Origin of the sequence: Rhodanobacter humi (assembly GCF_041107455.1) — a bacterium.
Taxonomy (GTDB): Bacteria; Pseudomonadota; Gammaproteobacteria; order Xanthomonadales; family Rhodanobacteraceae; genus Rhodanobacter_A.
Window position 1 is genome coordinate 2917155 of the sequence record NZ_JBGBPY010000001.1, and the last position, 19455, is coordinate 2936609.

Here is a 19455-nt window from a genome sequence, read left to right on the forward strand (position 1 = left end):
CCGCGCGGGCGGCACTTCAGGGAACATCGAATAACCGCTTTTTTGCTCGTCATCCCGGTTTTCGCCGGAATGACGCAAGTTGAGAGGTATTTCGAGGTTCCCTTCAGAGCGCCTTGGCGAACACGCGATGCACGACTTCCGGGCGCGGCGGCTGGGCCGGCGCCGCAGTCGGAAACGCCTGCTCCAGCCAGTCCGGCACCGGGATGCCCTTCTCGCGCAGGAAGGCAGGATTGAACAGCTTGGCCTGGTAGCGCGTGCCGGCGTCGGCGAGCACGGTGACGATGGTGTGGCCGGGGCCCAGCGCGCGGGCGAGGCGGATCGCGCCGGCGACGTTCACCCCGCTGGAGCCGCCCACGCACCAACCCTCCTCGTGCAGCAGGCGGTGCGCCAGCGGTACGGATTCGTCGTCGGGAATCGACCAGGCGAGGTCGATGGCCGCGCCGTCGAAGTTCGCGGTGATGCGGCTGGAGCCGATGCCCTCGCTGATCGAGTTGCCGCTGGCGGCCAGTTCGCCGGTGCGCACGTAGCTGGCCAGTGCCGAACCGGTCGGGTCGGCCAGCGCGATGCGCACCTGCGGCTTGCGCGCCTTCAGTGCGTGGCCCACGCCGGCCAGCGTGCCGCCGGTGCCGGCGGCGCAGACGAAGCCGTCCACGCGGCCCTCGGTCTGCTCCCAGATCTCCACGCCGGTGGTGGCGGCGTGCCAGTCGCGGTTCGCGGTGTTGTCGAACTGGTTCGCGAACCACGCGCTGCCGGGGCGCGCGGCGTTCAGCGCCTCGGTGTGGCGCCGCGCATGGTGGGCGTAGTGGTTGGGGTCCTTGTACGGCACCGCGGGCACCAGCCGCACCTCGGCTCCGGTGACGCGCAGCGCGGCGATCTTCTCGGCGCTCTGCGTGTCCGGCATGAAGATCACCGTGCGATAACCGCGGCTGGCGCCAACCAGGGCGAGGCCGATGCCGGTGTTGCCGGCGGTGCCTTCCACGATGGTGCCGCCGGGCCTGAGTTCACCACGCTTTTCCGCGTCCAGCACCAGCCCCAGCGCGGTCCGATCCTTGATCGAGCCGCCGGGATTCAGGAACTCGGCCTTGGCCAGCACCTCGCAGCCGGTGAGCTCGCTGGCATGGCGCAGGCGGATCAGCGGGGTGTGGCCCACGCTGGCAGAGAGGTCGGGGTGGATGCTCATGGCGAGGGTTCACTCACGAATCAGGACATGTCGTCCAAGCAGGCCCGTAGGAGCGCACCCTGTGCGCGAATGCTCGTGGCTTCGATCAAGCGTCAAGGCATTCGCGCACAGGGTCCGCTCCTGCAGGAGGGACGCTCACGCCGCCGGTGCGGGCACCAGGCGCAGGTAGGGCTTCAGCGTGCGCCAGCCGTCGGGATACAGCTTGCGCGCATCCTCGTCGGACACCGAGGGCGCGATGATCACGTCGTCGCCCGGCTGCCAGTCCACCGGCGTGGTGAGCTTGCGGCCGTCGGTGAGCTGCAGCGAGTCGAGCACGCGCAGCACCTCGTCCACGTTGCGGCCTGCGCTCGGCGGGTAGGTGAGGATCAGCCGCACCTTCTTCTGCGGGTCGATCACGAACACCGAGCGCACGGTGACCTTGGGGTCGGCCTTGGGATGGAACATGCCGTAGAGCTTCGCCACTTCCAGCTCGGGGTCGGCCAGCAGCGGATAGTTGATCTCCGCGCCGCCCACGTCGGCGACGTCCTTCGCCCAGCCATGGTGGTCGGCCACGGTATCCACCGACAGGCCGATCAGCTTCGTGCGGCGCGCGTCGAACTCCGCCTTGCGGCTTGCGAACGCGCCCAGTTCGGTGGTGCACACCGGGGTGAAATCCTTCGGGTGCGAGAAGAACACTACCCAGTGGTCGCCCGCGTAATCGTGGAAGCGCACCGTGCCGGCGGTGGAGTCGAGGGTGAAGTCGGGGGCGATGTCGCCCAGTTGCAGGCTCATGGCTGGCTCCGTGGAGGATTGGGCGGCCAGCTTGTGCTGGCGGCGAGCGGTCTGGAAATGGTTATCACGAATATGCATATAAGCGTCCAGACGTTTAGACGTCTATTGACAGGTTTGCTTTGGGTCGGCAATATCGTCGCCACTCATCGAGACCGGCTGAGGGACAGGCCCTTTGAAGCCGGGGCAACCTGCGGAATGTTCCGCGACGGTGCCAACTCCTGCGGCGGGGCTACGGCGCCCACCGGCAGATGGGCGGCTTGCGCAGGCGGCTTCGTGCCGTGGCGCGGGGCTCCTCTCCGGCATCCGCAGGCGATGCCGAACGGAGAGACGCATGAGCCAGCTGCCCGAAACCCGCCCCCCTTGTACCGCCGACGTGGTCGCACTTCCCGTCGCGCCGCGTGCGCGTGGCGGGCTCGGCGTCCAGCGCAGCACCCGGCGGCTTACCCTCCGCCCGAAGTACGGCAGCGGTCCGCGCGCGGTCGACGTGCGCTACCTGTGGTGCGGTGTGCCGGATGCGCCCACCGTGATCGTGCAGGGCGGCATCTCCGCCGACCGCGACGTCACCGCGCCGGCCGACGCCGCGCCGGGCTGGTGGCAGGCGCTGGTGGCCGAGGAAGCGGCGATCGACCTGACCCGCTACCGCGTGCTGGCGATCGACTGGCTCACCCCGGCGGAACTCGGCGCCGGCACCATCTCCAGCGAGGACCAGGCCGACGCGCTGGCCGCGCTGCTCGATGCGCTGGGCATCGCCAGGGCGCATGCCTTCGTGGGTTCGTCCTACGGTGCGATGGTGGCGCTGGCCTTCGCCGCGCGGCATCCGCAGCGGGCGGACCGCTTGGTGTTGCTGGCCGGCGCGCACCGCGCGCATCCGCTGTCCACCGCCCAGCGCAGCGTGCAGCGCGGCATCGTGCGGCTGGGCCAGCAGAGCGGCCAGCTGGACGAGGCGCTGGCGCTGGCGCGCCAGCTGGCGATGACCACCTACCGCGGCAGCGCCGAATTCGGCCGCCGCTTCGCCGGCGAGCCGGAATGGCGCGGCGATCGCTTCCACTTCCCGGTCGAGGATTACCTCGAACACCAGGGGCGCCGCTTCGTCGAGCGCTTCGATGCGGAGCGCTTCCTCGCGCTGTCCGAATCCATCGACCTGCACGACGTGGTGCCCGAACAGGTGCCATTGCCGGCCACCCTGATCGGCTTCCCCTCCGACCGGCTGGTGCCGCTGGCCGACCTCTGCGAACTGCAGCGCCGCCTGCGCGGCCCGGCCACGCTGGAGGTGGTGGAGTCGCCCTACGGCCACGACGCCTTCCTCAAGGAACCGGAGCAACTCGCGCCGCTGCTGCGCGAAGCGCTGCGCTGAGCCTCACTACAACGACACCATCGCGACTTTGAATTTCGGGAGCATCACCATGAGCGACACCACGTCCCCCTGTACCCGCGCCGTGCGCGCCGGCATCGAGAGCGACACCCAGCACGGCGCGGTGGTGCCGCCGCTGCACCTGTCGACCAATTACAGCTTCGAGGGCTTCGGCAAGAAGCGGGCCTACGACTATTCGCGCAGCGGCAATCCCACCCGCGACCTGCTGGCGAACGCGCTGGCCGAGCTGGAGCAGGGCGTCGGCGCGGTGGTCACCGCCAGCGGCATGGCCGCGGTGGCGCTGGCGCTGGAGCTGGTGCCCGCGGGCGCCACCGTGCTGGCCGCGCACGATTGCTACGGCGGCACCTGGCGCCTGCTCGACGCGTGGGCGAAGAAGGGCCGCTTCGCCGTGCAGTTCGCCGACCTCACCGATCCCGCCGCGCTGGCCGCCGGCCTCGCCGCCAAGCCCGCGCTGGTGTGGGTGGAAACGCCGTCCAACCCGTTGCTGCGCATCACCGACATCCGTCACGTGGCGCAGGCCGCGCATGCGGTGGGCGCGCTGGTGGTGGTGGACAACACCTTCCTCTCGCCCGCGCTGCAGCAGCCGCTGGCGCTGGGTGCCGACGTGGTAGTGCATTCGACGACGAAGTACATCAACGGCCACAGCGACGTGGTGGGCGGCGCGGTGGTGGCGCGCGACCCGGCGGTGGCCGAGCAGATCAAGTGGTGGGGCAACTGCAACGGACTCACCGGCGCGCCGTTCGACAGCTTCCTCACCCTGCGCGGCCTGCGCACGCTCAACGTGCGCCTGCGCCAGCACCAGGAAAACGCCGCGCGCATCGCCGCGCATCTGGACGGCCATGCCGTCGTGCGCAAGGTCTGGTATCCCGGCCTCGCGTCCAACCCTTACCACGCACTGGCTGCGCGCCAGCAGCAGGGTTTCGGCGCCATGCTCAGCTTCGAGCTGGCAGGCGAGGAGGCGCAGATCGCCGCCTTCGTCGACGGCCTGGAATACTTCTCGCTGGCTGAATCGCTGGGTGGCGTGGAAAGCCTGATCGCGCACCCGGCCACCATGACCCACGCCGCGATGGCGCCGGAGGCGCGTCGCCAGGCCGGTATCGCCGACACCTTGCTGCGCGTGTCGGTGGGTATCGAGGACGGCGACGACCTGCTGCGCGACCTTGACGCCGCGCTGGCGCGCGCGGTGGCCGCGGGCGAATCCAAACGCCGGGTGAGCGCATGAGCGTGGTGCTGGCCGATGTGGGCGCGGCCGTAGGAGCGGCTTCAGCCGCGACCTCTTCACGGGGAATCGCGGCTGAAGCCGCTCCTACAACAGCGGCGCCTTCCGTCGCCATCGTGCTGCTGGGCACCGGCGTCGTCGGAGGCGCCTTCCTCAAGCTGCTGAACACGCCGGCCGCCGCCGCGCTGCGCCTGGTGGGCGCGGCGAACTCGCGACGCCAGCAGACCGAACCCGCGAAGCTGGTCGAGCGCAACCTGCGCGAGCAGCTCAAGGCCACCGGCGTGCCGCGCGACGATGCGGCCCTGCTTGCCGCGCTCGATGCCAGCGGAACCGCGGCGAAGGTAGTCGTGGACGCCACCGCCAGCGCCACGCTGGCCGTGCGCCATGCCGAGTGGCTGGCCCGCGGCTACCACGTGGTCACCGCGAACAAGGCGCTGGCCGGCGGCGAGCTGCCGGGCTGGCGCGCGCTGCAGGCCGCGCAGGCGCAGGGCGCGCGTTACGGCGATTCCGCCACCGTGGGCGCCGGCCTGCCGGTGCTTTCCACCTTGCGCAGGTTGCGCCATTGCGGCGACGCGCTGCTCACGCTGGAGGGCGTGTTCTCCGGCTCGCTGTCCTACCTCTTCAACAGCTACGACGGCAGCCGCCCGTTCTCCGCGCTGCTGCGCGAGGCGCGCGAGCTGGGCTACACCGAGCCCGATCCGCGCGCTGATCTCTCCGGCGACGATGTGGCGCGCAAGTTGTTGATCATCGCCCGCAACGCCGGCTTCTCGCTGGGTTGCGAGGAGGTGCAGGTGGAAGGCCTGGTGCCCGAGCCGCTGCGCGCGCTGGACACGGAAACCTTCCTCGCCCGCCTCGAAGAACTCGATGAACCGCTCGCGGCCCGCCATGCCGAGGCGAAGTCGCGCGGCCACGTGCTGCGTTTCCTCGCCCGCCTCAACCAGCGCGGCCATGCCCGCGTGGGCCTCGCCGAGGTACCCGCGAACCACCCCGCCGCGCGCCTCTACGGCACCGACAACCAGTTCGCGCTCACCACCACCCGCTACCACACCCAGCCGCTGGTGATCCAGGGACCGGGCGCGGGGCCCGAAGTCACCGCCCAGGCGCTGCTGGGCGACGTGCTGGCGCTGGGCTGAAGGCTTTTGTAGGAGCGCACCCTGTGCGCGAAATGCTTTTGCTTCGATCGAGCACCAAAGCATTCGCGCACAGGGTGCGCTCCTACGGTTACGCCTTCGGCACGTATTGCAGATACGGCTCCGCCTCGCGCAGCGCGCGGGCGAAGGACGGTCGCGCCATCAGCCGCTGCCGGTAGGCGGCGAGCTGCGGGAAGCCATCCAGCGGCTCCGCCCAGTCGGCATAGAACAGCGGTGGCGCCGCCGCGCAGTCGGCCATGGTGAACGTGTCGCCCACGGCCCAGGTGCGCTCGTGCATGTCCTGTTCGAGCAGCGCGTAGGCGGTGCGCAACTGCTCGCGCGCCTGCGCCACGCCGATGACGTCGTGGCCGCCTTCGGGGCGCAGCCGGTCGGTGATGATCTTCTGCGTGGGCACGTGCAGGTACAGGTCGAAGAAGCGGTCGCGTTCGCGCACCGCCAGCGCGGCCTGCGGGTCGGCGGGCAGCAACGCCGTGCGGCCGGGGTAATGCTGCGCCAGGTACTCGATGATGATGCTGGACTCCGGCACGGTGCGGTCGCGTGCCTCGTCGCGCAGCACCGGGAAGCGCAGGATCGGCCAGACCTTGCGGAAGTCCTCGCGCGAGGCCTCGTCGTCCAGCCGCACCACGCGCGGCTCGAACGGCGTGTCGTTCTCGTACAGCGCGATCAGCACCTTGTGGCAGAACGAGGACAGCGGGTGCATGTACAGCAGCAGGCTCATGGCGGGATCCTTGGGTGATCGGGGGCGAGGCCGTGCAACCGGCCTTTCGTTGCAGCGACGAACGGGTCGGCGGGTTTTCGACAGGGCAGGGCGATTGCCGCCGGCTTCGCCCGGATGCTAGCGTCTGCCGTGTCCCCACCCACCACCAAGGAACACGCATGAATTCGGCAAGCCCCGAAGTCCTGGAAGTGCGTCTGGCCCGGATCGAGCGCTCCTTGCGGCGCGCCCGCTGGGGCATGCTCGGCCTGCTGCTGCTCGTGGTGGCGTTGTTCCTCGCCTGGTATGGCGTGGGCGGCATCGTGCAGCGCGAGATACGGGTGCACCGCATCTATGCGGTGGATGACGCTGGAGTGGTGCGTGTGCGGATCGGCCAGGATCCTGCTGGTGGCCACCGGATGAGCCGCGCGGCGGGTGTGATCGTCTACGACACTACCGGCCTTGAGCGCGGCGGCATGGGAACCATGGACAACGGCCGAGTGGCGATCGGTTTGGATTCACCGAGCACACCGAAAGGCACGGCGCGCGATCGCGTCGGCCTGATGGTCGACGGCAAGGGCAATACGATGTTCATGCTGCTCGATGCCAAGGCCGTGCCGGTGGTGATGGCCAAGGGTGGCGACAAGGGCGGCACGCTGCAGGTTTCCGCGCTGACCCCGGACGGCAAGCAGCTGCAGGTGCGCACGCTGGGTGTGAGCGGCGACACGCAATCGACGGAGGCCGCGGACTGATAGTCGGCGGTCGGACTGCCCGGCGGTTTCGCGCGCCTGCGGCGGCGTGGAGCCGCCTTCAGCCTGCCATGCGGCCGCCATCCGCCTCGGCCACCGGCAGCGGCACGGGTTTCACACGCACCGCCAGCACCACGCCTGCCACGAGCAGCGCGATGCCCAACAGGGCTGACGGCGCGGGCATGCGATGGCGCAGCACGAAGGCATAGCCCAGCGCGGCGAGCGTCTCGAACACGATCAGTTGCCCGACCAGCGCGGTGGGCAGGCGCTGGCTGGCCTCGTTCCAGCACAGCGTGCCCAGCCACGAGGCGAACAGGCCGATTGCCGCCATCAGGCCCACGAACAGCGCGGGATGCGGCCCCAACGGCATCGGGAATGCGCTGCCACCGACCTTCATCGCACCCCACAGCACGGCGTAACCGAGCGCGGCCAGCGGCAGCGTGGCCACGCCTTGTGCCGTGGCCCAAGCGCGCGGATTGCGGTCGGGGTGATGGCGCAGCCAGTCGGCATTGCGCAGCGGATACCAAGTCCAGCAGGCCACGGCGCCGCAGGCGAACAGGGCGCCGGAGAGGTAGCGCGCCAGACCGCCGTGTGCATGGCGCAGCGCGGCCAGCTCGGCATGGTTCACGCTGGCGATACCGGCGACGATCAACAGCAGTGGTGGGGCCAGCCGCCGCCACGGCAGCCGGCCGTCGCGTCGGCCGTTGCGCAGGTTGGCCGTGATCGCGATGACCACCGGCAAGGTGCCGACGATCATCGTGGGCAGCGGCGCGCCGGCGCGCTGGACGGCGTTGGCCAGGCACAGGTAGTACAGCAGGTTGCCCACCGTGACGAGCTTGAGCGCCTCGATCCAGTCGGCGCGGCCGAGCCGGCGCAACGCGTCGCGGTGCAGCCACGCGATCGGCAGGGCGATCAGGCCGAAGGCGAGATAGCGCCCCACCGACTGCAGTGCCGGCGGGTAATTCGGCAGCAGCAAGGGGGCGACGAAGACCATGCCCCACATCAGGCCGGCCGCGAGTGCGTAGAGGGTTCCCGTCAACATGCGCGCAGCATGACGGGCCGCGGGGCGGCTGTCTTGCAGCAGATTGCTGCGGATGTATCCGGGCTCAGCTTCTCACTTGGCGCTGGTAGCGCGCCGGCGTCGCGCCGTAGCGCCGCGCGAAGGCACGGGTGAGGTGGGCCTGGTCGCTCAGGCCGGTGGTTGCCGCCACCTGGGCCGGTGGCTCGCCTGCATCGAGCAGGCGCTTGGCGCGGCACAGCCGCAACGCCATCAGCATCTGCTGTGGGGTGGCGTGATGCTGCATGCGGAACTGGCGCAGGAAATGGAACGGGCTGAGTCCGGCCACGGCGGCCAGCAGGTCGAGGCTGAGGCGCTCGGCCAGGTGCGCATGCAGATAGTCGATCACCGGGGCGAAGCGGATTGCCGCCTGGACGGGAGCCGGGCGCGGCACGCGGGCATATGCACGGAAGCGGTCGAGCAGCACGGCGAGCAGGCTGTCGAAGGCCAGCGGTTCGTCGGCTCGCCAGAGCGCATCGAGCAGGGCGGTGACCTCGCGCGTGCCGGCCTGGTCCGTGCGTACCGCCCGGTCGAACCACCAATCGGGCTCGCCAGTGATCCGTGCCGCCAGCGCCGGGTCGATGTAGATCATGCGATAGCGCCAACCGCCTGCGGTCTCGGCGCTGCCGGTGTGCAGCTCGTCGGCGTTCATCATCACCAGCGAGTCGGGCGGCGCCAGATGCTCGGCGCCACGGTAGCGGAACCGCTCCACGCCGGACTCGATCGCCCCCAGACCGAAGCCGTCATGGCAATGCGGCTCGAAGGCATACCGCACGATATGCGCGCGATAAAGCTCGACGCCGTCACGGTGCGGCGGATGCCGGAACTGCGCCATGTCGGCGGGGTGATCGAACTGGCCGGGTACGTCCTGCATGCGGCGATGATGGCATGTCGCGGGCTTCAGTCGCCCGCGCCGCCATCGACCAGGGCGTTCAGTCGGTTGCGCGTTAGCGGACCGAAGCGCAGGCGCTCACACAGGTTCTGCAGTGCACCGCTGTCGCCGCGCCGGCGGCACAGGGCGTCGACGCCGTCCGGTACCGGCGCGTCCAGCGCAATGCGGGTAAGCCGCCGGTACAGCAACGCCTGCTCGCCATGCTCGCGCAGCTTGGCGGCGCAACTGGCGGCGCCGCGCAGGCGCAGGAAGGGGACTTCGTCCACCCGTTCGAGTAGTGCTTCGAGGCTGCCGAAGTGGCTGAGCAGGGCGGCGGCGGTCTTGGCACCGATGCCGGGCACGCCGGGGATGTTGTCGACGGCGTCGCCGCACAGCGCGAGGTAGTCGGCGACCTGGTGCGGGTGCACGCCGAGTTTCTCGTGCACGCCGGCGGGGCCCCAGCGCAGGTTGCGGGCGTAGTCCCACTGCTCGTCGTGTTCGCCCAGCAGCTGGCCGAAGTCCTTGTCGGCGGAGACGATCACACCGGGCACGCCGTGGGCGCGCAGGTTCCACAGCGCGCTGCCGATCAGGTCGTCGGCCTCGTACTGGTGGTCGATCATCACCGGAATGCCGAGCGCCGCGGTCACTTCGCGGCACAGCACGAACTGGCGTTCGAGGTCGGGCGGCGGCAGTTCGCGGTTGGCCTTGTAGGGCGGGTAGATCGCGTTGCGGAACGAGCTGGTGAGCGAGGCGTCGAAGGCCACCGCGAGGCGTTCCGGGCGCACCTTCTCCAGCAACTCGCACAGGAAGCGGGTGTAGCCGTGCACCGCGTTGGCCGGGTGGCCGTCGGCGTCGTGGAACTCGTCCGGCATCGAGTGCCAGGCGCGGAACACGTACAGGCTGCCATCGACCAGGTGGGCGGCGTCGCGACGTTGCGCGTTCATGGCGACCACGTGCTCAGCAGCTCGTCCAGTGCGGGACGCTCGCGGTCGGGCACCTCGATCTGCGGCGTGCCCAGGTGCACGAAGGCGACCACGTGCTCGTTCGCGGCCAGGCCGAGGATGGCGGCCACGTCGGGGTCGTAGGCGCCCCAGCCGGTGAGCCATTGCGCACCGTAGCCCAGCGTGTAGGCGCCGAGCAGGAGGTTGTAGGCCACGTTGCCGGCGCACAGGCGCTGCTCGATCTCGGGCACCTTGCTGGCGGCATCGAGTCGCGCGACCACCGCGATCACCAGCGGCGCGAAGGTGTAACGCAGGCGCTCCTTCTCGCGCTTGGCCTCGGACAGTTCCGGCTGCTTGCGGATCGCGAGTTCGGCCAGTCGCTCGCCGAAGCGCAGCTTGGCTTCGCCATCGAGGCGGATCAGCCGGAACGGCACCAGCTTGCCGTGGTCGGGCACGCGGATCGCGGCGGTGAGCAGCTCGCGCAACGTGGCCTCGTCGGGCGCGGGCGCGCCGAGCTGGCGCGAGGGGACGGAGTGGCGTTGCAGCAGCAGCTCAAGCGGGGCGGCCATGGCGGGATCGTGTCGCGGAAAACCGCATGGTAACCCGCGCGCCGCGACGCTTCAGCGCCGCGGCAGGGTGAACGCGCCGGGCAGCAGTGCCGCCACGCTGGTCTGCGCGGTGTCGCCGTTGAGGTTGGCGAGCAATACCGGCATGTCGCCGTCGCACAGCTCGCTGAGGACCTGGCGGCAGGCGCCGCAGGGGCTGACTGGCGCCGCGCAGTCGGCGATCACCGCGATCGCGGCGAAATCGCCCGGCTTGCAGCCGGCCGCGATGGCGGCGAACAGCGCGGTGCGTTCGGCGCAGTTGCACAGGCCGTAGGAAGCATTCTCGACATTGCATCCGGCGAAGCGGCGACCGTCGCGGGCCAGCAGGGCGGCGCCCACCGCGAAACCGGAATACGGGGCGTAGGCCTTTTCGCGGGCCTCGTGCGCCAGCGCCAACAGCTCGTCGTGCGGGGTGGATACGGGCATCGTGTTCTCCCAGATCCCCGATGGCGGTTGGCCAGAGTAGCGCGCGTGGACGGTGGGTCCAAGCGCGCGCAAACAAGGCTAAGATGCCGTGACTTCCACGAGGGGATGCGCGATGCCGATCACTGTGGCCGCCCTGCGAGAGACCGCTGCCGGCGAACGCCGCGTGGCGATCACGCCCGAGATGGCGAAGAAGCTCCACGGCAAGGGCTTGCGCGTGCTGCTGGAGCGCGGCGCGGGCGCGGCGGCGGGCTTCCCGGATGCCGCCTATGCCGACGCGGAATTTGCCGACGCGGCGGGCGTGCTGGCGCAGGCCGACCTGCTGGCTTGCGTGCTGCCGCCGCACGACGCGGTGTTCGCGCAACTGCGCGAGGGAGCGATGGTGGTGGGTCAGCTGCGTCCGTTCGGCGCCACGGCACGCATCGAGGCGCTGGCCGCGCGCAAGCTCACGGCGTTCGCGCTGGAGCTGTTGCCGCGCACCACCCGTGCGCAGGCGATGGACGTGCTCAGTTCGCAGGCGGCGGTGGCCGGCTACCGCGCGATGTTGATCGCCGCCGAGGCCGCGCCGAAGTTCTTTCCGATGCTGACCACCGCGGCGGGCACGATCCGCCCTTCGAAGGTGCTGGTGATCGGCGCTGGCGTGGCCGGCCTGCAGGCGATCGCCACCGCGCGCCGGCTGGGCGCGCAGACCGAGGGCTACGACGTGCGCCCCGAAACGCGTGAACAAGTGGAGTCGCTCGGCGCGAAGTTCCTCGACCTCGGTGTCAGCGCCGCCGGCAGCGGCGGTTATGCGCGCGAGCTGTCGGCCGAGGAGCGCGCGGCGCAGCAGCAGGCGCTGGCCGAGCGCCTCGCGGCGTTCGACGTGGTGGTGAGCACGGCCGCGGTGCCGGGTCGTCCCGCGCCGAAGATCCTCACCGCCGCGATGGTCGCCGGAATGAAGCCGAGTGCGCTGATCGTGGATCTGGCCGCCGAGAGCGGCGGCAACTGCGAGCTGACCCGGCCGGGCGAGCGGGTGGAACAGGGCGGTGTCACCATCCTCGGGCCGCTCAACCTGCCGGCCGGCGCGCCGCTGCATGCCTCGGAGATGTACGCGCGCAACGTGCTGAACTTCGTCGAGCTGCTGCTGAAGGATGGCGCGCTGGCACCGGATTTCGACGACGAACTGGTAGCGAAGAGTTGCCTGGTGCGTGCCGGCGAGGTGCTGTTCAAGACCTGAGCCTGCCGCGCCCGAGCGTTACCAGCGTCGGTGCGGCGGAGGCGGCTTGGGGTCGTTTTCCGGGCCGTGATGCAGCCACTGCAGCCGCTGGGCGGGCGGCATCGCGTGCCATTGCCGCATCAGCTGGGCGCGTCGCTCGGGCGGCAGTTGCTGGAAGCGCTGGTAGGCCGCGTGCAACTGCTCGCGCTGCCCGGGCGGCAGCTGGCGGAACAGGCGCTGGTTCTCGCGTGCCTGCTGGCGTTCGGCCGGCGTCATCTGCTGCCAGTGCGCGATGCGCTCGCGGATTTCCTCGCGCTTGGCCGGCGGCAGGTTCACCCACTGCTCGCTTTTCTCCAGCATGTGCTGCTGCCGGTGTGACGGCATGGTGTTCCATTCCTGCGCCAGCGGCGCCAGCACGTCGCGCTGGGCCGGCGTGAGGCTGTTCCAGGCGACCGGCGCCGGTGGCGCCGCTTGCGCGTGCAAGGCGGGCGCGGCGAGGCTGCCGAGCAGGATGGCGAGGACGATCGGCAACAGCGGGCGTGCGGACAAGGTCATGGTTCAGTGGGTGGGGGGCTGGCTGTCGTTGGCGGCCAACCAGCCGTAGAAGTCGAGGTTCTGGTACAGGTTGGGATCGGCCTGCTCGGGGTCGGGCGGCAGCGTGTTGTCGGTTTCGCCGGCGGTCGCGGCGGCGGTGGTCGGGGCCGTGGCGACCGGGCGCGGCGCGGACGGCCACACCAGCAGGGCAGCCAGCGCGATCGCCGCGCAGGCGCCGGACGGCACCAGCCAGCGTGCGAGATGGTGCGGCGGGTGCGCCTGCTGCGTGGCGGCCAGCGCCTCGCGGCGCGCGGCGCGCAGGCGGCCGGCGGTGGCGGGGTCGATGCGTCGCGCGGCCTCGTGGTAGAGCTCGCGGGCGCGTTGTTCGAATTGCCTGTCTGACGTGTTCATCGCCAGTCCTCCAGTTGCTCGCGCAGCTTCTGCATGGCGCGCGACAGATGCGTTTTCACACTGCCTTCGGAGCAGCCCATGGCCCGCGCGGTCTCGGCCACGTCCAGGCCTTCCAGCATGCGCAGCATGAAGGCCTCGCGCTGGCGCTGCGGCAGTTCGCGCAGCGCGGCGCTGAGGTCGCCCCAGGACTGCGCGTCCTGCAGCCGGTCCAGCGGGCCCGGGCCGTGGTCGGCCGGTTCCCAGCTGGGCAGCTCGTCGCCCTCGTCGTCGCGGCCGCCGCCCAGCCAGCCCACCACGATCGAGCGCACCTTGCGGCGGCGCTGCAGGTCGACGATGCGCCGGCGCAGGATGCCCCAGAACAGCGGCGCCCATTCGGCGGCCGGCTTGTCGCGATAGTGCTTGACCAGCCGCAGCATGGCGTCCTGCACCGCGTCCATCGCGTCCTCACGCTGGCGCAGGTTCAGTTCGGCCACGCGGAAGGCGCGCCGCTCCACCTGCGCCAGGAAGGCGTCGAGGGTGGCCGGGGTCTCCTGCGCGGTCGCGGCCAGCAGTTCGGCATCGAGTGTGCCGGCGAGGCTGTTCACGGCCGCCTCGTCCGCATCGTCGGGGGATGCATGCCTGGGCTCCATCGGTTCGACACCCGTGCTCAACGCCGGAGCCTCGCGCGGGTTGACCGGCCGGGCGCCGCGCCGCCTGCGCGGGGGTGAATCAGGGCATGCCTTGTACCGTATGATGCGGTGGACATGGCTGCGAGGCGGGGGAAGCACATGCTCGACGGATTCCTGGCGCTGTACATCTTCATGCTGGCCGCGTTCACCGGCCACGAAATCATCGCGCGGGTGCCGGTGATCCTGCACACCCCGCTGATGTCCGGTTCCAACTTCGTTCACGGCATCGTGCTGGTGGGCGCCATGATAGCGCTGGGGCATGCCACCACGCCGTTCGAGACCGGCCTGGGCTTCCTCGCCGTGCTGCTGGGCGCGGGCAACGCCGCCGGCGGCTACGTGGTCACCGAGCGCATGCTGGAGATGTTCAAGCCCAGCGCCGGCAAGCCGGGAGACAAGGCATGAGCTGGCTGCCCACCCTGGTCAAGGCCTGCTATTTCCTTGCCGCGCTGCTGTTCATCCTGGGCCTGAAACGCATGAGTTCGCCGCGCACCGCGCGCGGCGGCATCGTGTGGGCGGGCGTGGGCATGCTGGTGGCGGTGCTGGCCACCTTTGCGCTGCCGGACCTGCACCATCGCGGGCTGATCCTTGCGGCCGTGCTGATCGGCGTGGCCGCGGCCTGGTGGAGCGGCCGGCGCGTGGCGATGACCGCGATGCCGCAAATGGTGGCGCTGTACAACGGCATGGGCGGCGGCGCGGCGGCCGGCATCGGCGCGGTGGAGCTGGTGGCCCACGTGCGTCGCGCGCTGCCGGCGGTGCCGGATACCTCGCCGCTGCGCCCGGAAGCCTGGGCGCTGGACGCCTTGCACCAGGTTCCCGCGGTGGCGCCGTTGTCGGCGGTGGCGTTGTTGCTGGGCGTGCTCGGCGCGCTGATCGGCGCGGTGAGCTTCTCCGGCTCGCTGGTCGCGTTCGCCAAGCTGCAGGGCTGGATGGACAGGCGTTTCGTGTTCCCCGGCCAGCGCATCGTGAACCTGCTGGTGCTGCTGCTGGCGCTGGTGCACGGCGCGATGCTGGCGACGGGGCACCTCGAACTGCCGGTGATCGTGGCGTTCTTCGTGCTTTCGCTGCTGTTCGGCCTGCTGATGACCTTGCCCATCGGCGGCGCCGACATGCCGGTGGTGATCTCGCTGTACAACGCGTTCACCGGTCTCGCGGTGGCGTTCGAGGGCTACGTGCTGGGCAACGAGGCGATGATCATCGCCGGTATGGTGGTGGGCGCGGCCGGTACGTTGCTGACCCAGCTGATGGCCAAGGCGATGAACCGCTCGCTGGGCAACGTGCTGTTCGGCAGCTTCGGCGCGGCGGCGGGCGGCGCGGCGCAGGAAATTTCCGGTGCGCAGAAACCGATCGAGGCCGCCGACGCGGCGGTGATGATGGCCTATGCCGAGCGCGTGGCGATCGTGCCCGGCTACGGCATGGCGGTGGCGCAGGCCCAGCACAAGGTGTGGGAGTTCGCGAAACTCCTGATCGAACGCGGCGTGAAGGTGAAGTTCGCGATCCACCCGGTCGCCGGCCGCATGCCCGGCCACATGAACGTGCTGCTGGCCGAGGCCGGCGTGCCCTACGACCTGATCGAGGACATGGACGACATCAACCCCGAGTTCCCCAACACCGACGTGGTGCTGGTGATCGGCGCCAACGACGTGGTGAACCCGGTGGCCAAGACCGATCCCGCCTCGCCGATCTACGGCATGCCCATCCTCGACGTGGCGGCGGCGAAGCACGTCATCGTGGTCAAGCGCGGCAAGGGCACCGGCTTCGCCGGCATCGAGAACGCGCTGTTCTATGCCGACAACACGCGCATGCTGTACGGCGACGGCCAGGCCGCCGCCGGCCAACTGGTCAGCGAGCTCAAATCACTGGACGGCTGAGCCGCCATCGGGGTGCCAAACAGAACACGGTGTGTAGGAGCGCACCCTGTGCGCGAATGCTCTTGGCTCCGATCAACACCAGGGCCGTTCGCGCACAGGGTGCGCTCCTACCGGTAGCGGCAGTGCCCAGCGTCAGCCCCGCGGCGTGGCGCGTCGCCAGGCCAGCCACGCCGCCAGCAGCGCGCCCGCCACGTACCAGGCCACGTCGACCGGGCGCAGGCCCAGCTGAGCCAGCGCCAGCAGCATGCCGGTGCCGGCCGTGCGGATGGCCTCGGTGAGGCTCATGCCGAAATTCCCGGCAAGCTGGATCGCGGCCATCAGCACGTTGAAATAGAGCGCCGCCAGCAAGGTGGCGAACGCCGCCAGCCCCGCGGCGCCCACGCCGGCTCGACGGATCCAGTGGCGGATCGCCCACGCCAGCAGCACGCCCGCCGCCAACGCCAGCCAGGGCGCGGACTGGCGCAGGTACATGGCCGCCACCATCCACGTTGCGCCCACGGCCAGGCCCATCATCGCCGCGCAGAACAGCGCGAAAACGTACAGCGGAATGTCGCGCGGCTTCATGGCACGGAGCTGAAGGCGGAGGGGCTGGGCATGCGTCAGTCCGATGGGCAAAGCGCCGATCATAACCGGTCGCCGCGGCCGGCCGGCGCCCTGCGCGGGCATGCCGCGGCTTGCAAAACACGTCGCCGGCCTGATCTGGAGCAGGTGGTCTGCGTTGCAGCGCGGCATAATAGACAACCGGGCGCCGTGCGGCGCCCATCCTTGACGACGGATTGGCGGTGGCATGAGCGGTTTCAGTCTGAGCAGCGAACCCTTCACCCTGTTGCGCGACTGCGATGCGGTGATGGTGCCGCAGGGCGAGACGGTGCGTCTGCCCGCCGGCCAGATCGGCTACATCACCCAGGCGCTGGGCGGCAGCTTCACCGTGTACGTGGACGGCAACCTGTTCCGCATCGCAGGCGACGATGCCGAGGCGCTGGGCAAGGAGAAGCCGGCGCCGATCGAGGTGCCGGCGGATGCCACCGACGCCGACGTGGAGAAGCTGGCCTGGGACCAGCTGCGCACCGTGTTCGACCCCGAGATCCCGGTGAACGTGGTCGAGCTGGGCCTGGTCTACGACCTCAGCCTCGAACAGCGCGACGACGGCCAGCGCAAGGTCTACGTCAAGCTCACGCTCACCGCGCCCGGCTGCGGCATGGGCGACATCCTGGTGGACGACGCCCGCACCAAGCTGGAGATGATCCCCACCATCGCCGAGGCCGATATCGACCTCGTGTTCGATCCGCCGTGGAACCACTCGATGATGTCGGATGCGGCGAAGCTGGAAACGGGGATGCTGTGAATTCCAGGAGTGAGTGAAGAGGAGTGAGTGGAGAGAGAGAAAACATGCGCTCTACTTTTTCTCACTTCTCACTCCTCTTCACTCACTCCCCGGCTCTTCAGCCCCGCACTTCCTCAAACCGATTCTCCGCGCGGTTCTTGCGCACCTTCGCCGGATCCCACACGCGGCCGTTCATCGTGATGTAGACGCCGTCGGGCAGGGTCTGCACCGCGGCGACCGCGCAGCCGATATTGAACACCGCGTCGGAGCCTTGGAATCGCGCCGGATTGAGCGCGCCGGTGAGCACGATCACCTTGCCGGGGATGGCGGCCAGCACCTTGGCGGTTTCCACCATGGTGTCGGTGCCGTGGGTCACCAGCACGTGGCGGTGCGGCTGCGCCTCGATGGTGGAGCGGATCAGCGCGCGGTCCTCGTCGGTGACGTGCAGGCTGTCCTTGCGCAGGATCGGGATCACGTCGAACTGGAACGCCACGCCGAGCTGGCCCAGGATCTCGCCGATCTGCGGCGCGCCGATCTTGTAGTCCGACTTGTCGTCGAAGTAGATCTTGTCGATGGTGCCGCCGGTGGTGACGATGGAGAGATGCTGCATGGTCGCTGCGCCGCAAGGGGAGTCCGCGCATTTTAGCGGGTTGCGTCCGTGCGGCGCTCAACCCAGCAGCAAGCCCGTGTCATCCATGTCGATGTCGGCCAGCCGCAGCAGGCCGTGGCCGAGGAAGCGGCGCAGCGCCGCCGCGGGTCGCGCATCGCCTCGCGCCTGCGCCCATGCCGCTTGCCGCGCCAGCAACGCCGCCGCTGCGCTGCGCGCGAGCGTGAGCGCCAGCCCGCGCGCGCCGGCTTCCAGCGTGGCGCGATCCGTGGATGGCGCATCGAGGTGGCTGGCGGCGGCGTCCAGCGCGGCGTCGATCGCGAATGCCGCGTGCGGGTCGCCGCCCTGCAGCCACGCGGCGACGGCGGTGCGCAACGCGCCCGGCCCGTCGCCGGCCAGCGCACGCAGCGCATCCAGCGAAAGCACATTCGTGGTGCCTTCCCAGATCGCGTACACCTGCGCGTCGCGCAGCAGCTGGGGCAGGCCGGTGTCCTCGATGTAGCCTTGGCCGCCGAAGCACTCCAGTGCCTCGGAACAGAGGCGCACCGCCAGCTTGCCTGTCCACAGCTTCGCCAGCGGCGTGAGCAGGCGCAGCAGCGCGGCCTCGTGCGGTGCCGCGCTGCCGTGCTCCACGCGGCCCAGCAACTGCGCCACCTCGAAGGCCAGCGCGAACGCGCCCTCGAACTCGGCCTGCATGTCCGCCAGCGTCTGTGCGTGCAGCGGTTGTTCGACCAGCGGGCGGCCGAAGGCCTGGCGTCGTTCGGCATAGTCGCGGGCCAGCGCGATCGCCCGCGCCATGCTGGCGACGGCGCAGACCGCGTTCCACGTACGGGTGACGTTGAGCATCGGCGCTACCTGGCGCACGCCGTTGGCCAACTCGCCCAGCGGCCAGGCGGGCAGGCCGTCGAGGTGGATCTCGGCGGTGGGCAGTTCCTGCGTGCCCAGCTTGTCCTTGAGGCGGTCGATCATCAGTTCCGGCTTGCGCTGCGCTCCGTCCATGGTCTCCACGTAGAACAGCGCCAGCGCGCCGGAACCGTGGCCTGCACCCTCGGGTCGCGCCAGCGCCAGCGCGGCCTCGCCCACCACCGCCGAGCTGAACCACTTGCGACCGTGCAGCCGCCACTGGCCGTCGGCATCCTGGCGCGCCACGGTTTCGGTATGGCCCACGTCCGAGCCGCCGTGCGTCTCGGTCATCCATTGGCCGCTGAGCCAGAACGTGGCCGCGTCGCGGCTGAGGAAATGCGGCAGCGTGCGTTCGATCAGCGCGTGGTTGCCGGAAGCCTTCAGCGCCGTCGCCGCGCCGTCGGTCATTGCCAGCGGGCAGGTGTAGAACTCGCTGGCCACGTGGTAGAGGTAGACGCGCGTGAATTCCTCCAGCCGCGCGTGTTCGTGGTGCTCGTGGCCCGCAGCGAGCACCGCGTGTCGCGTGGTGATGTGCGGCCCCTCCTGCCACGCCGTGGTCAGTTCGATGCGATCGACGCGCCGGCCCCAGGCATCCCACTGCGTGAGTACCGGCTTGCGCCGCGTGCTGACGGCGGCGCGCTGCCACGCCATCAGTGCGTAGTCGCCCAGCGCGTCGAGATCGGCCTCCAGCGCGGTGCGGCGCGTGGCGGGCAGCACACGGTCGAGCAATGCGTGCAGCAGGCGTTCGCTGCGCCAGGGATGCGGCAGTTGCGGTGCGGTTTGCAGGAATCCCATGGGAGGCTCCTGTGCGCGGGGCGCCAGTATAGGAAGAGAGATGTGATTTCGCGGTGCCCGCGTGTTTGTGTGCGCCCGAAGTGGCTTTGTCGCGAGGTGCGGAGCGGTTCCGGTCGC

The 19455-nt window shown here is 70.2% G+C and carries 22 protein-coding genes and 1 riboswitch; of the genes, 8 read left to right on the forward strand and 14 right to left on the reverse strand.

Annotated features, from left to right (window positions below):
- Positions 1-103: 103 nt before the first annotated feature.
- The gene (locus AB7878_RS12890; protein WP_369494757.1) at positions 104-1180 is read right to left on the reverse strand and encodes a cysteine synthase A; all 1077 of its coding nucleotides are present in this window, start codon (positions 1178-1180) and stop codon (positions 104-106) included.
- A gap of 135 nt (positions 1181-1315) precedes the next feature.
- A complete protein-coding gene (locus tag AB7878_RS12895; RefSeq protein ID WP_369494758.1) occupies positions 1316-1951 on the reverse strand; it encodes a peroxiredoxin in 636 nt (211 codons plus the stop codon).
- Positions 1952-2091: 140 nt separating this feature from the next.
- Positions 2092-2206, forward strand: a riboswitch (SAM riboswitch).
- Between the two features lie 76 nt (positions 2207-2282).
- On the opposite strand from AB7878_RS12895, the gene metX reads away from it, so the two are divergent.
- The 3 genes from metX (at position 2283) to AB7878_RS12910 (ending at position 5675) form a co-directional block, all read left to right on the forward strand.
- On the forward strand, positions 2283-3305 hold the full coding sequence (metX, locus tag AB7878_RS12900; RefSeq protein ID WP_369494759.1) for a homoserine O-succinyltransferase MetX: 1023 nt from the start codon (positions 2283-2285) through the stop codon (positions 3303-3305).
- A 49-nt stretch (positions 3306-3354) separates the two neighbouring features.
- Positions 3355-4545, forward strand: a complete 1191-nt coding sequence (metB, locus tag AB7878_RS12905) for a cystathionine gamma-synthase (RefSeq protein ID WP_439653797.1) — start codon at positions 3355-3357, stop codon at positions 4543-4545.
- Between the two features lie 65 nt (positions 4546-4610).
- On the forward strand, positions 4611-5675 hold the full coding sequence (locus AB7878_RS12910) for a homoserine dehydrogenase family protein (RefSeq protein WP_439653826.1): 1065 nt from the start codon (positions 4611-4613) through the stop codon (positions 5673-5675).
- Positions 5676-5763: 88 nt separating this feature from the next.
- Here the strand turns inward: AB7878_RS12910 and AB7878_RS12915 are convergent, their stop codons facing one another.
- Positions 5764-6411, reverse strand: a complete 648-nt coding sequence (locus tag AB7878_RS12915) for a glutathione S-transferase family protein (protein WP_369494761.1) — start codon at positions 6409-6411, stop codon at positions 5764-5766.
- 158 nt (positions 6412-6569) lie between these two features.
- On the opposite strand from AB7878_RS12915, the gene AB7878_RS12920 reads away from it, so the two are divergent.
- A complete protein-coding gene (locus tag AB7878_RS12920; RefSeq protein ID WP_369494762.1) occupies positions 6570-7139 on the forward strand; it encodes a hypothetical protein in 570 nt (189 codons plus the stop codon).
- A 58-nt stretch (positions 7140-7197) separates the two neighbouring features.
- Here AB7878_RS12920 and AB7878_RS12925 read toward each other — a convergent pair whose 3' ends face one another.
- From AB7878_RS12925 to AB7878_RS12945, 5 genes are all read right to left on the reverse strand, one after another.
- Positions 7198-8178, reverse strand: a complete 981-nt coding sequence (locus AB7878_RS12925) for a DMT family transporter (protein WP_369494763.1) — start codon at positions 8176-8178, stop codon at positions 7198-7200.
- Between the two features lie 64 nt (positions 8179-8242).
- Positions 8243-9067, reverse strand: a complete 825-nt coding sequence (locus tag AB7878_RS12930; protein WP_369494764.1) for an AraC family transcriptional regulator — start codon at positions 9065-9067, stop codon at positions 8243-8245.
- Positions 9068-9093: 26 nt separating this feature from the next.
- Complete coding sequence (locus AB7878_RS12935; protein ID WP_369494765.1) at positions 9094-10008, reverse strand: 5'-3' exonuclease; 915 nt, start codon at positions 10006-10008, stop codon at positions 9094-9096.
- A complete protein-coding gene (locus tag AB7878_RS12940; RefSeq protein ID WP_369494766.1) occupies positions 10005-10574 on the reverse strand; it encodes a nitroreductase family protein in 570 nt (189 codons plus the stop codon). The genes AB7878_RS12935 and AB7878_RS12940 overlap by 4 nt, the downstream gene beginning before the upstream one ends.
- Positions 10575-10625: 51 nt before the next feature.
- The gene (locus tag AB7878_RS12945) at positions 10626-11036 is read right to left on the reverse strand and encodes a cytidine deaminase (protein ID WP_369494767.1); all 411 of its coding nucleotides are present in this window, start codon (positions 11034-11036) and stop codon (positions 10626-10628) included.
- Between the two features lie 112 nt (positions 11037-11148).
- Between AB7878_RS12945 and AB7878_RS12950 the strand changes: the two genes are divergently transcribed.
- Positions 11149-12249 (forward strand): NAD(P) transhydrogenase subunit alpha, encoded by a 1101-nt coding sequence (locus tag AB7878_RS12950; protein WP_369494768.1) that lies wholly within the window; start codon positions 11149-11151, stop codon positions 12247-12249.
- Between the two features lie 18 nt (positions 12250-12267).
- On the opposite strand, the gene AB7878_RS12955 is transcribed toward AB7878_RS12950, so the two are convergent.
- From AB7878_RS12955 to AB7878_RS12965, 3 genes are read right to left on the reverse strand one after another with little or no spacing between them, the layout of a single operon-like run.
- Complete coding sequence (locus AB7878_RS12955) at positions 12268-12783, reverse strand: DUF3106 domain-containing protein (protein ID WP_369494769.1); 516 nt, start codon at positions 12781-12783, stop codon at positions 12268-12270.
- A gap of 3 nt (positions 12784-12786) precedes the next feature.
- Positions 12787-13173, reverse strand: a complete 387-nt coding sequence (locus AB7878_RS12960) for a DUF3619 family protein (RefSeq protein WP_369494770.1) — start codon at positions 13171-13173, stop codon at positions 12787-12789.
- Positions 13170-13757 carry an RNA polymerase sigma factor gene (locus AB7878_RS12965; protein ID WP_369494771.1) on the reverse strand — a complete coding sequence of 196 codons (588 nt, stop codon included), beginning with the start codon at positions 13755-13757 and terminating at the stop codon, positions 13170-13172. Before AB7878_RS12965 ends, AB7878_RS12960 begins: the two co-directional genes overlap by 4 nt.
- A 183-nt stretch (positions 13758-13940) precedes the next feature.
- Between AB7878_RS12965 and AB7878_RS12970 the strand changes: the two genes are divergently transcribed.
- The gene (locus AB7878_RS12970; RefSeq protein ID WP_369494772.1) at positions 13941-14243 is read left to right on the forward strand and encodes an NAD(P) transhydrogenase subunit alpha part 2; all 303 of its coding nucleotides are present in this window, start codon (positions 13941-13943) and stop codon (positions 14241-14243) included.
- Positions 14240-15709, forward strand: coding sequence for an NAD(P)(+) transhydrogenase (Re/Si-specific) subunit beta (locus tag AB7878_RS12975; RefSeq protein WP_369494773.1), 1470 nt, complete (start codon positions 14240-14242; stop codon positions 15707-15709). Before AB7878_RS12970 ends, AB7878_RS12975 begins: the two co-directional genes overlap by 4 nt.
- Before the next feature lie 132 nt (positions 15710-15841).
- Here AB7878_RS12975 and AB7878_RS12980 read toward each other — a convergent pair whose 3' ends face one another.
- Positions 15842-16273, reverse strand: coding sequence for a hypothetical protein (locus AB7878_RS12980; RefSeq protein WP_369494774.1), 432 nt, complete (start codon positions 16271-16273; stop codon positions 15842-15844).
- 223 nt (positions 16274-16496) lie between these two features.
- On the opposite strand from AB7878_RS12980, the gene sufT reads away from it, so the two are divergent.
- Positions 16497-17054 carry a putative Fe-S cluster assembly protein SufT gene (gene sufT / locus AB7878_RS12985; RefSeq protein ID WP_369494775.1) on the forward strand — a complete coding sequence of 186 codons (558 nt, stop codon included), beginning with the start codon at positions 16497-16499 and terminating at the stop codon, positions 17052-17054.
- 97 nt (positions 17055-17151) lie between these two features.
- On the opposite strand, the gene AB7878_RS12990 is transcribed toward sufT, so the two are convergent.
- Both AB7878_RS12990 and AB7878_RS12995 read right to left on the reverse strand, forming a co-directional pair.
- Entirely contained in the window at positions 17152-17643 is a 492-nt protein-coding gene (locus AB7878_RS12990) for an asparaginase domain-containing protein (RefSeq protein WP_369494776.1), read from the reverse strand.
- 57 nt (positions 17644-17700) lie between these two features.
- Positions 17701-19338: an acyl-CoA dehydrogenase family protein gene (locus tag AB7878_RS12995; RefSeq protein WP_369494777.1), complete on the reverse strand. Its 1638-nt coding sequence runs from the start codon at positions 19336-19338 to the stop codon at positions 17701-17703.
- Between the last annotated feature and the right edge of the window lie 117 nt (positions 19339-19455).

Bases quoted from the DNA above. Each gene is read 5' to 3' on its own strand.
- AB7878_RS12915 (WP_369494761.1), bottom strand. From the start codon at position 6,411: ATGAGCCTGCTGCTGTACATGCACCCGCTGTCCTCGTTCTGCCACAAG.
- AB7878_RS12955 (WP_369494769.1), bottom strand. From the start codon at position 12,783: ATGACCTTGTCCGCACGCCCGCTGTTGCCGATCGTCCTCGCCATCCTG.
- AB7878_RS12925 (WP_369494763.1), bottom strand. From the start codon at position 8,178: ATGTTGACGGGAACCCTCTACGCACTCGCGGCCGGCCTGATGTGGGGC.
- metX (WP_369494759.1), top strand. From the start codon at position 2,283: ATGAGCCAGCTGCCCGAAACCCGCCCCCCTTGTACCGCCGACGTGGTC.
- AB7878_RS12960 (WP_369494770.1), bottom strand. From the start codon at position 13,173: ATGAACACGTCAGACAGGCAATTCGAACAACGCGCCCGCGAGCTCTAC.
- metB (WP_439653797.1), top strand. From the start codon at position 3,355: ATGAGCGACACCACGTCCCCCTGTACCCGCGCCGTGCGCGCCGGCATC.
- AB7878_RS12990 (WP_369494776.1), bottom strand. From the start codon at position 17,643: ATGCAGCATCTCTCCATCGTCACCACCGGCGGCACCATCGACAAGATC.
- AB7878_RS12950 (WP_369494768.1), top strand. From the start codon at position 11,149: ATGCCGATCACTGTGGCCGCCCTGCGAGAGACCGCTGCCGGCGAACGC.
- AB7878_RS12930 (WP_369494764.1), bottom strand. From the start codon at position 9,067: ATGCAGGACGTACCCGGCCAGTTCGATCACCCCGCCGACATGGCGCAG.
- AB7878_RS12995 (WP_369494777.1), bottom strand. From the start codon at position 19,338: ATGGGATTCCTGCAAACCGCACCGCAACTGCCGCATCCCTGGCGCAGC.
- AB7878_RS12940 (WP_369494766.1), bottom strand. From the start codon at position 10,574: ATGGCCGCCCCGCTTGAGCTGCTGCTGCAACGCCACTCCGTCCCCTCG.
- AB7878_RS12980 (WP_369494774.1), bottom strand. From the start codon at position 16,273: ATGAAGCCGCGCGACATTCCGCTGTACGTTTTCGCGCTGTTCTGCGCG.
- AB7878_RS12920 (WP_369494762.1), top strand. From the start codon at position 6,570: ATGAATTCGGCAAGCCCCGAAGTCCTGGAAGTGCGTCTGGCCCGGATC.
- AB7878_RS12935 (WP_369494765.1), bottom strand. From the start codon at position 10,008: ATGAACGCGCAACGTCGCGACGCCGCCCACCTGGTCGATGGCAGCCTG.
- AB7878_RS12970 (WP_369494772.1), top strand. From the start codon at position 13,941: ATGCTCGACGGATTCCTGGCGCTGTACATCTTCATGCTGGCCGCGTTC.
- AB7878_RS12975 (WP_369494773.1), top strand. From the start codon at position 14,240: ATGAGCTGGCTGCCCACCCTGGTCAAGGCCTGCTATTTCCTTGCCGCG.
- AB7878_RS12895 (WP_369494758.1), bottom strand. From the start codon at position 1,951: ATGAGCCTGCAACTGGGCGACATCGCCCCCGACTTCACCCTCGACTCC.
- sufT (WP_369494775.1), top strand. From the start codon at position 16,497: ATGAGCGGTTTCAGTCTGAGCAGCGAACCCTTCACCCTGTTGCGCGAC.
- AB7878_RS12890 (WP_369494757.1), bottom strand. From the start codon at position 1,180: ATGAGCATCCACCCCGACCTCTCTGCCAGCGTGGGCCACACCCCGCTG.
- AB7878_RS12945 (WP_369494767.1), bottom strand. From the start codon at position 11,036: ATGCCCGTATCCACCCCGCACGACGAGCTGTTGGCGCTGGCGCACGAG.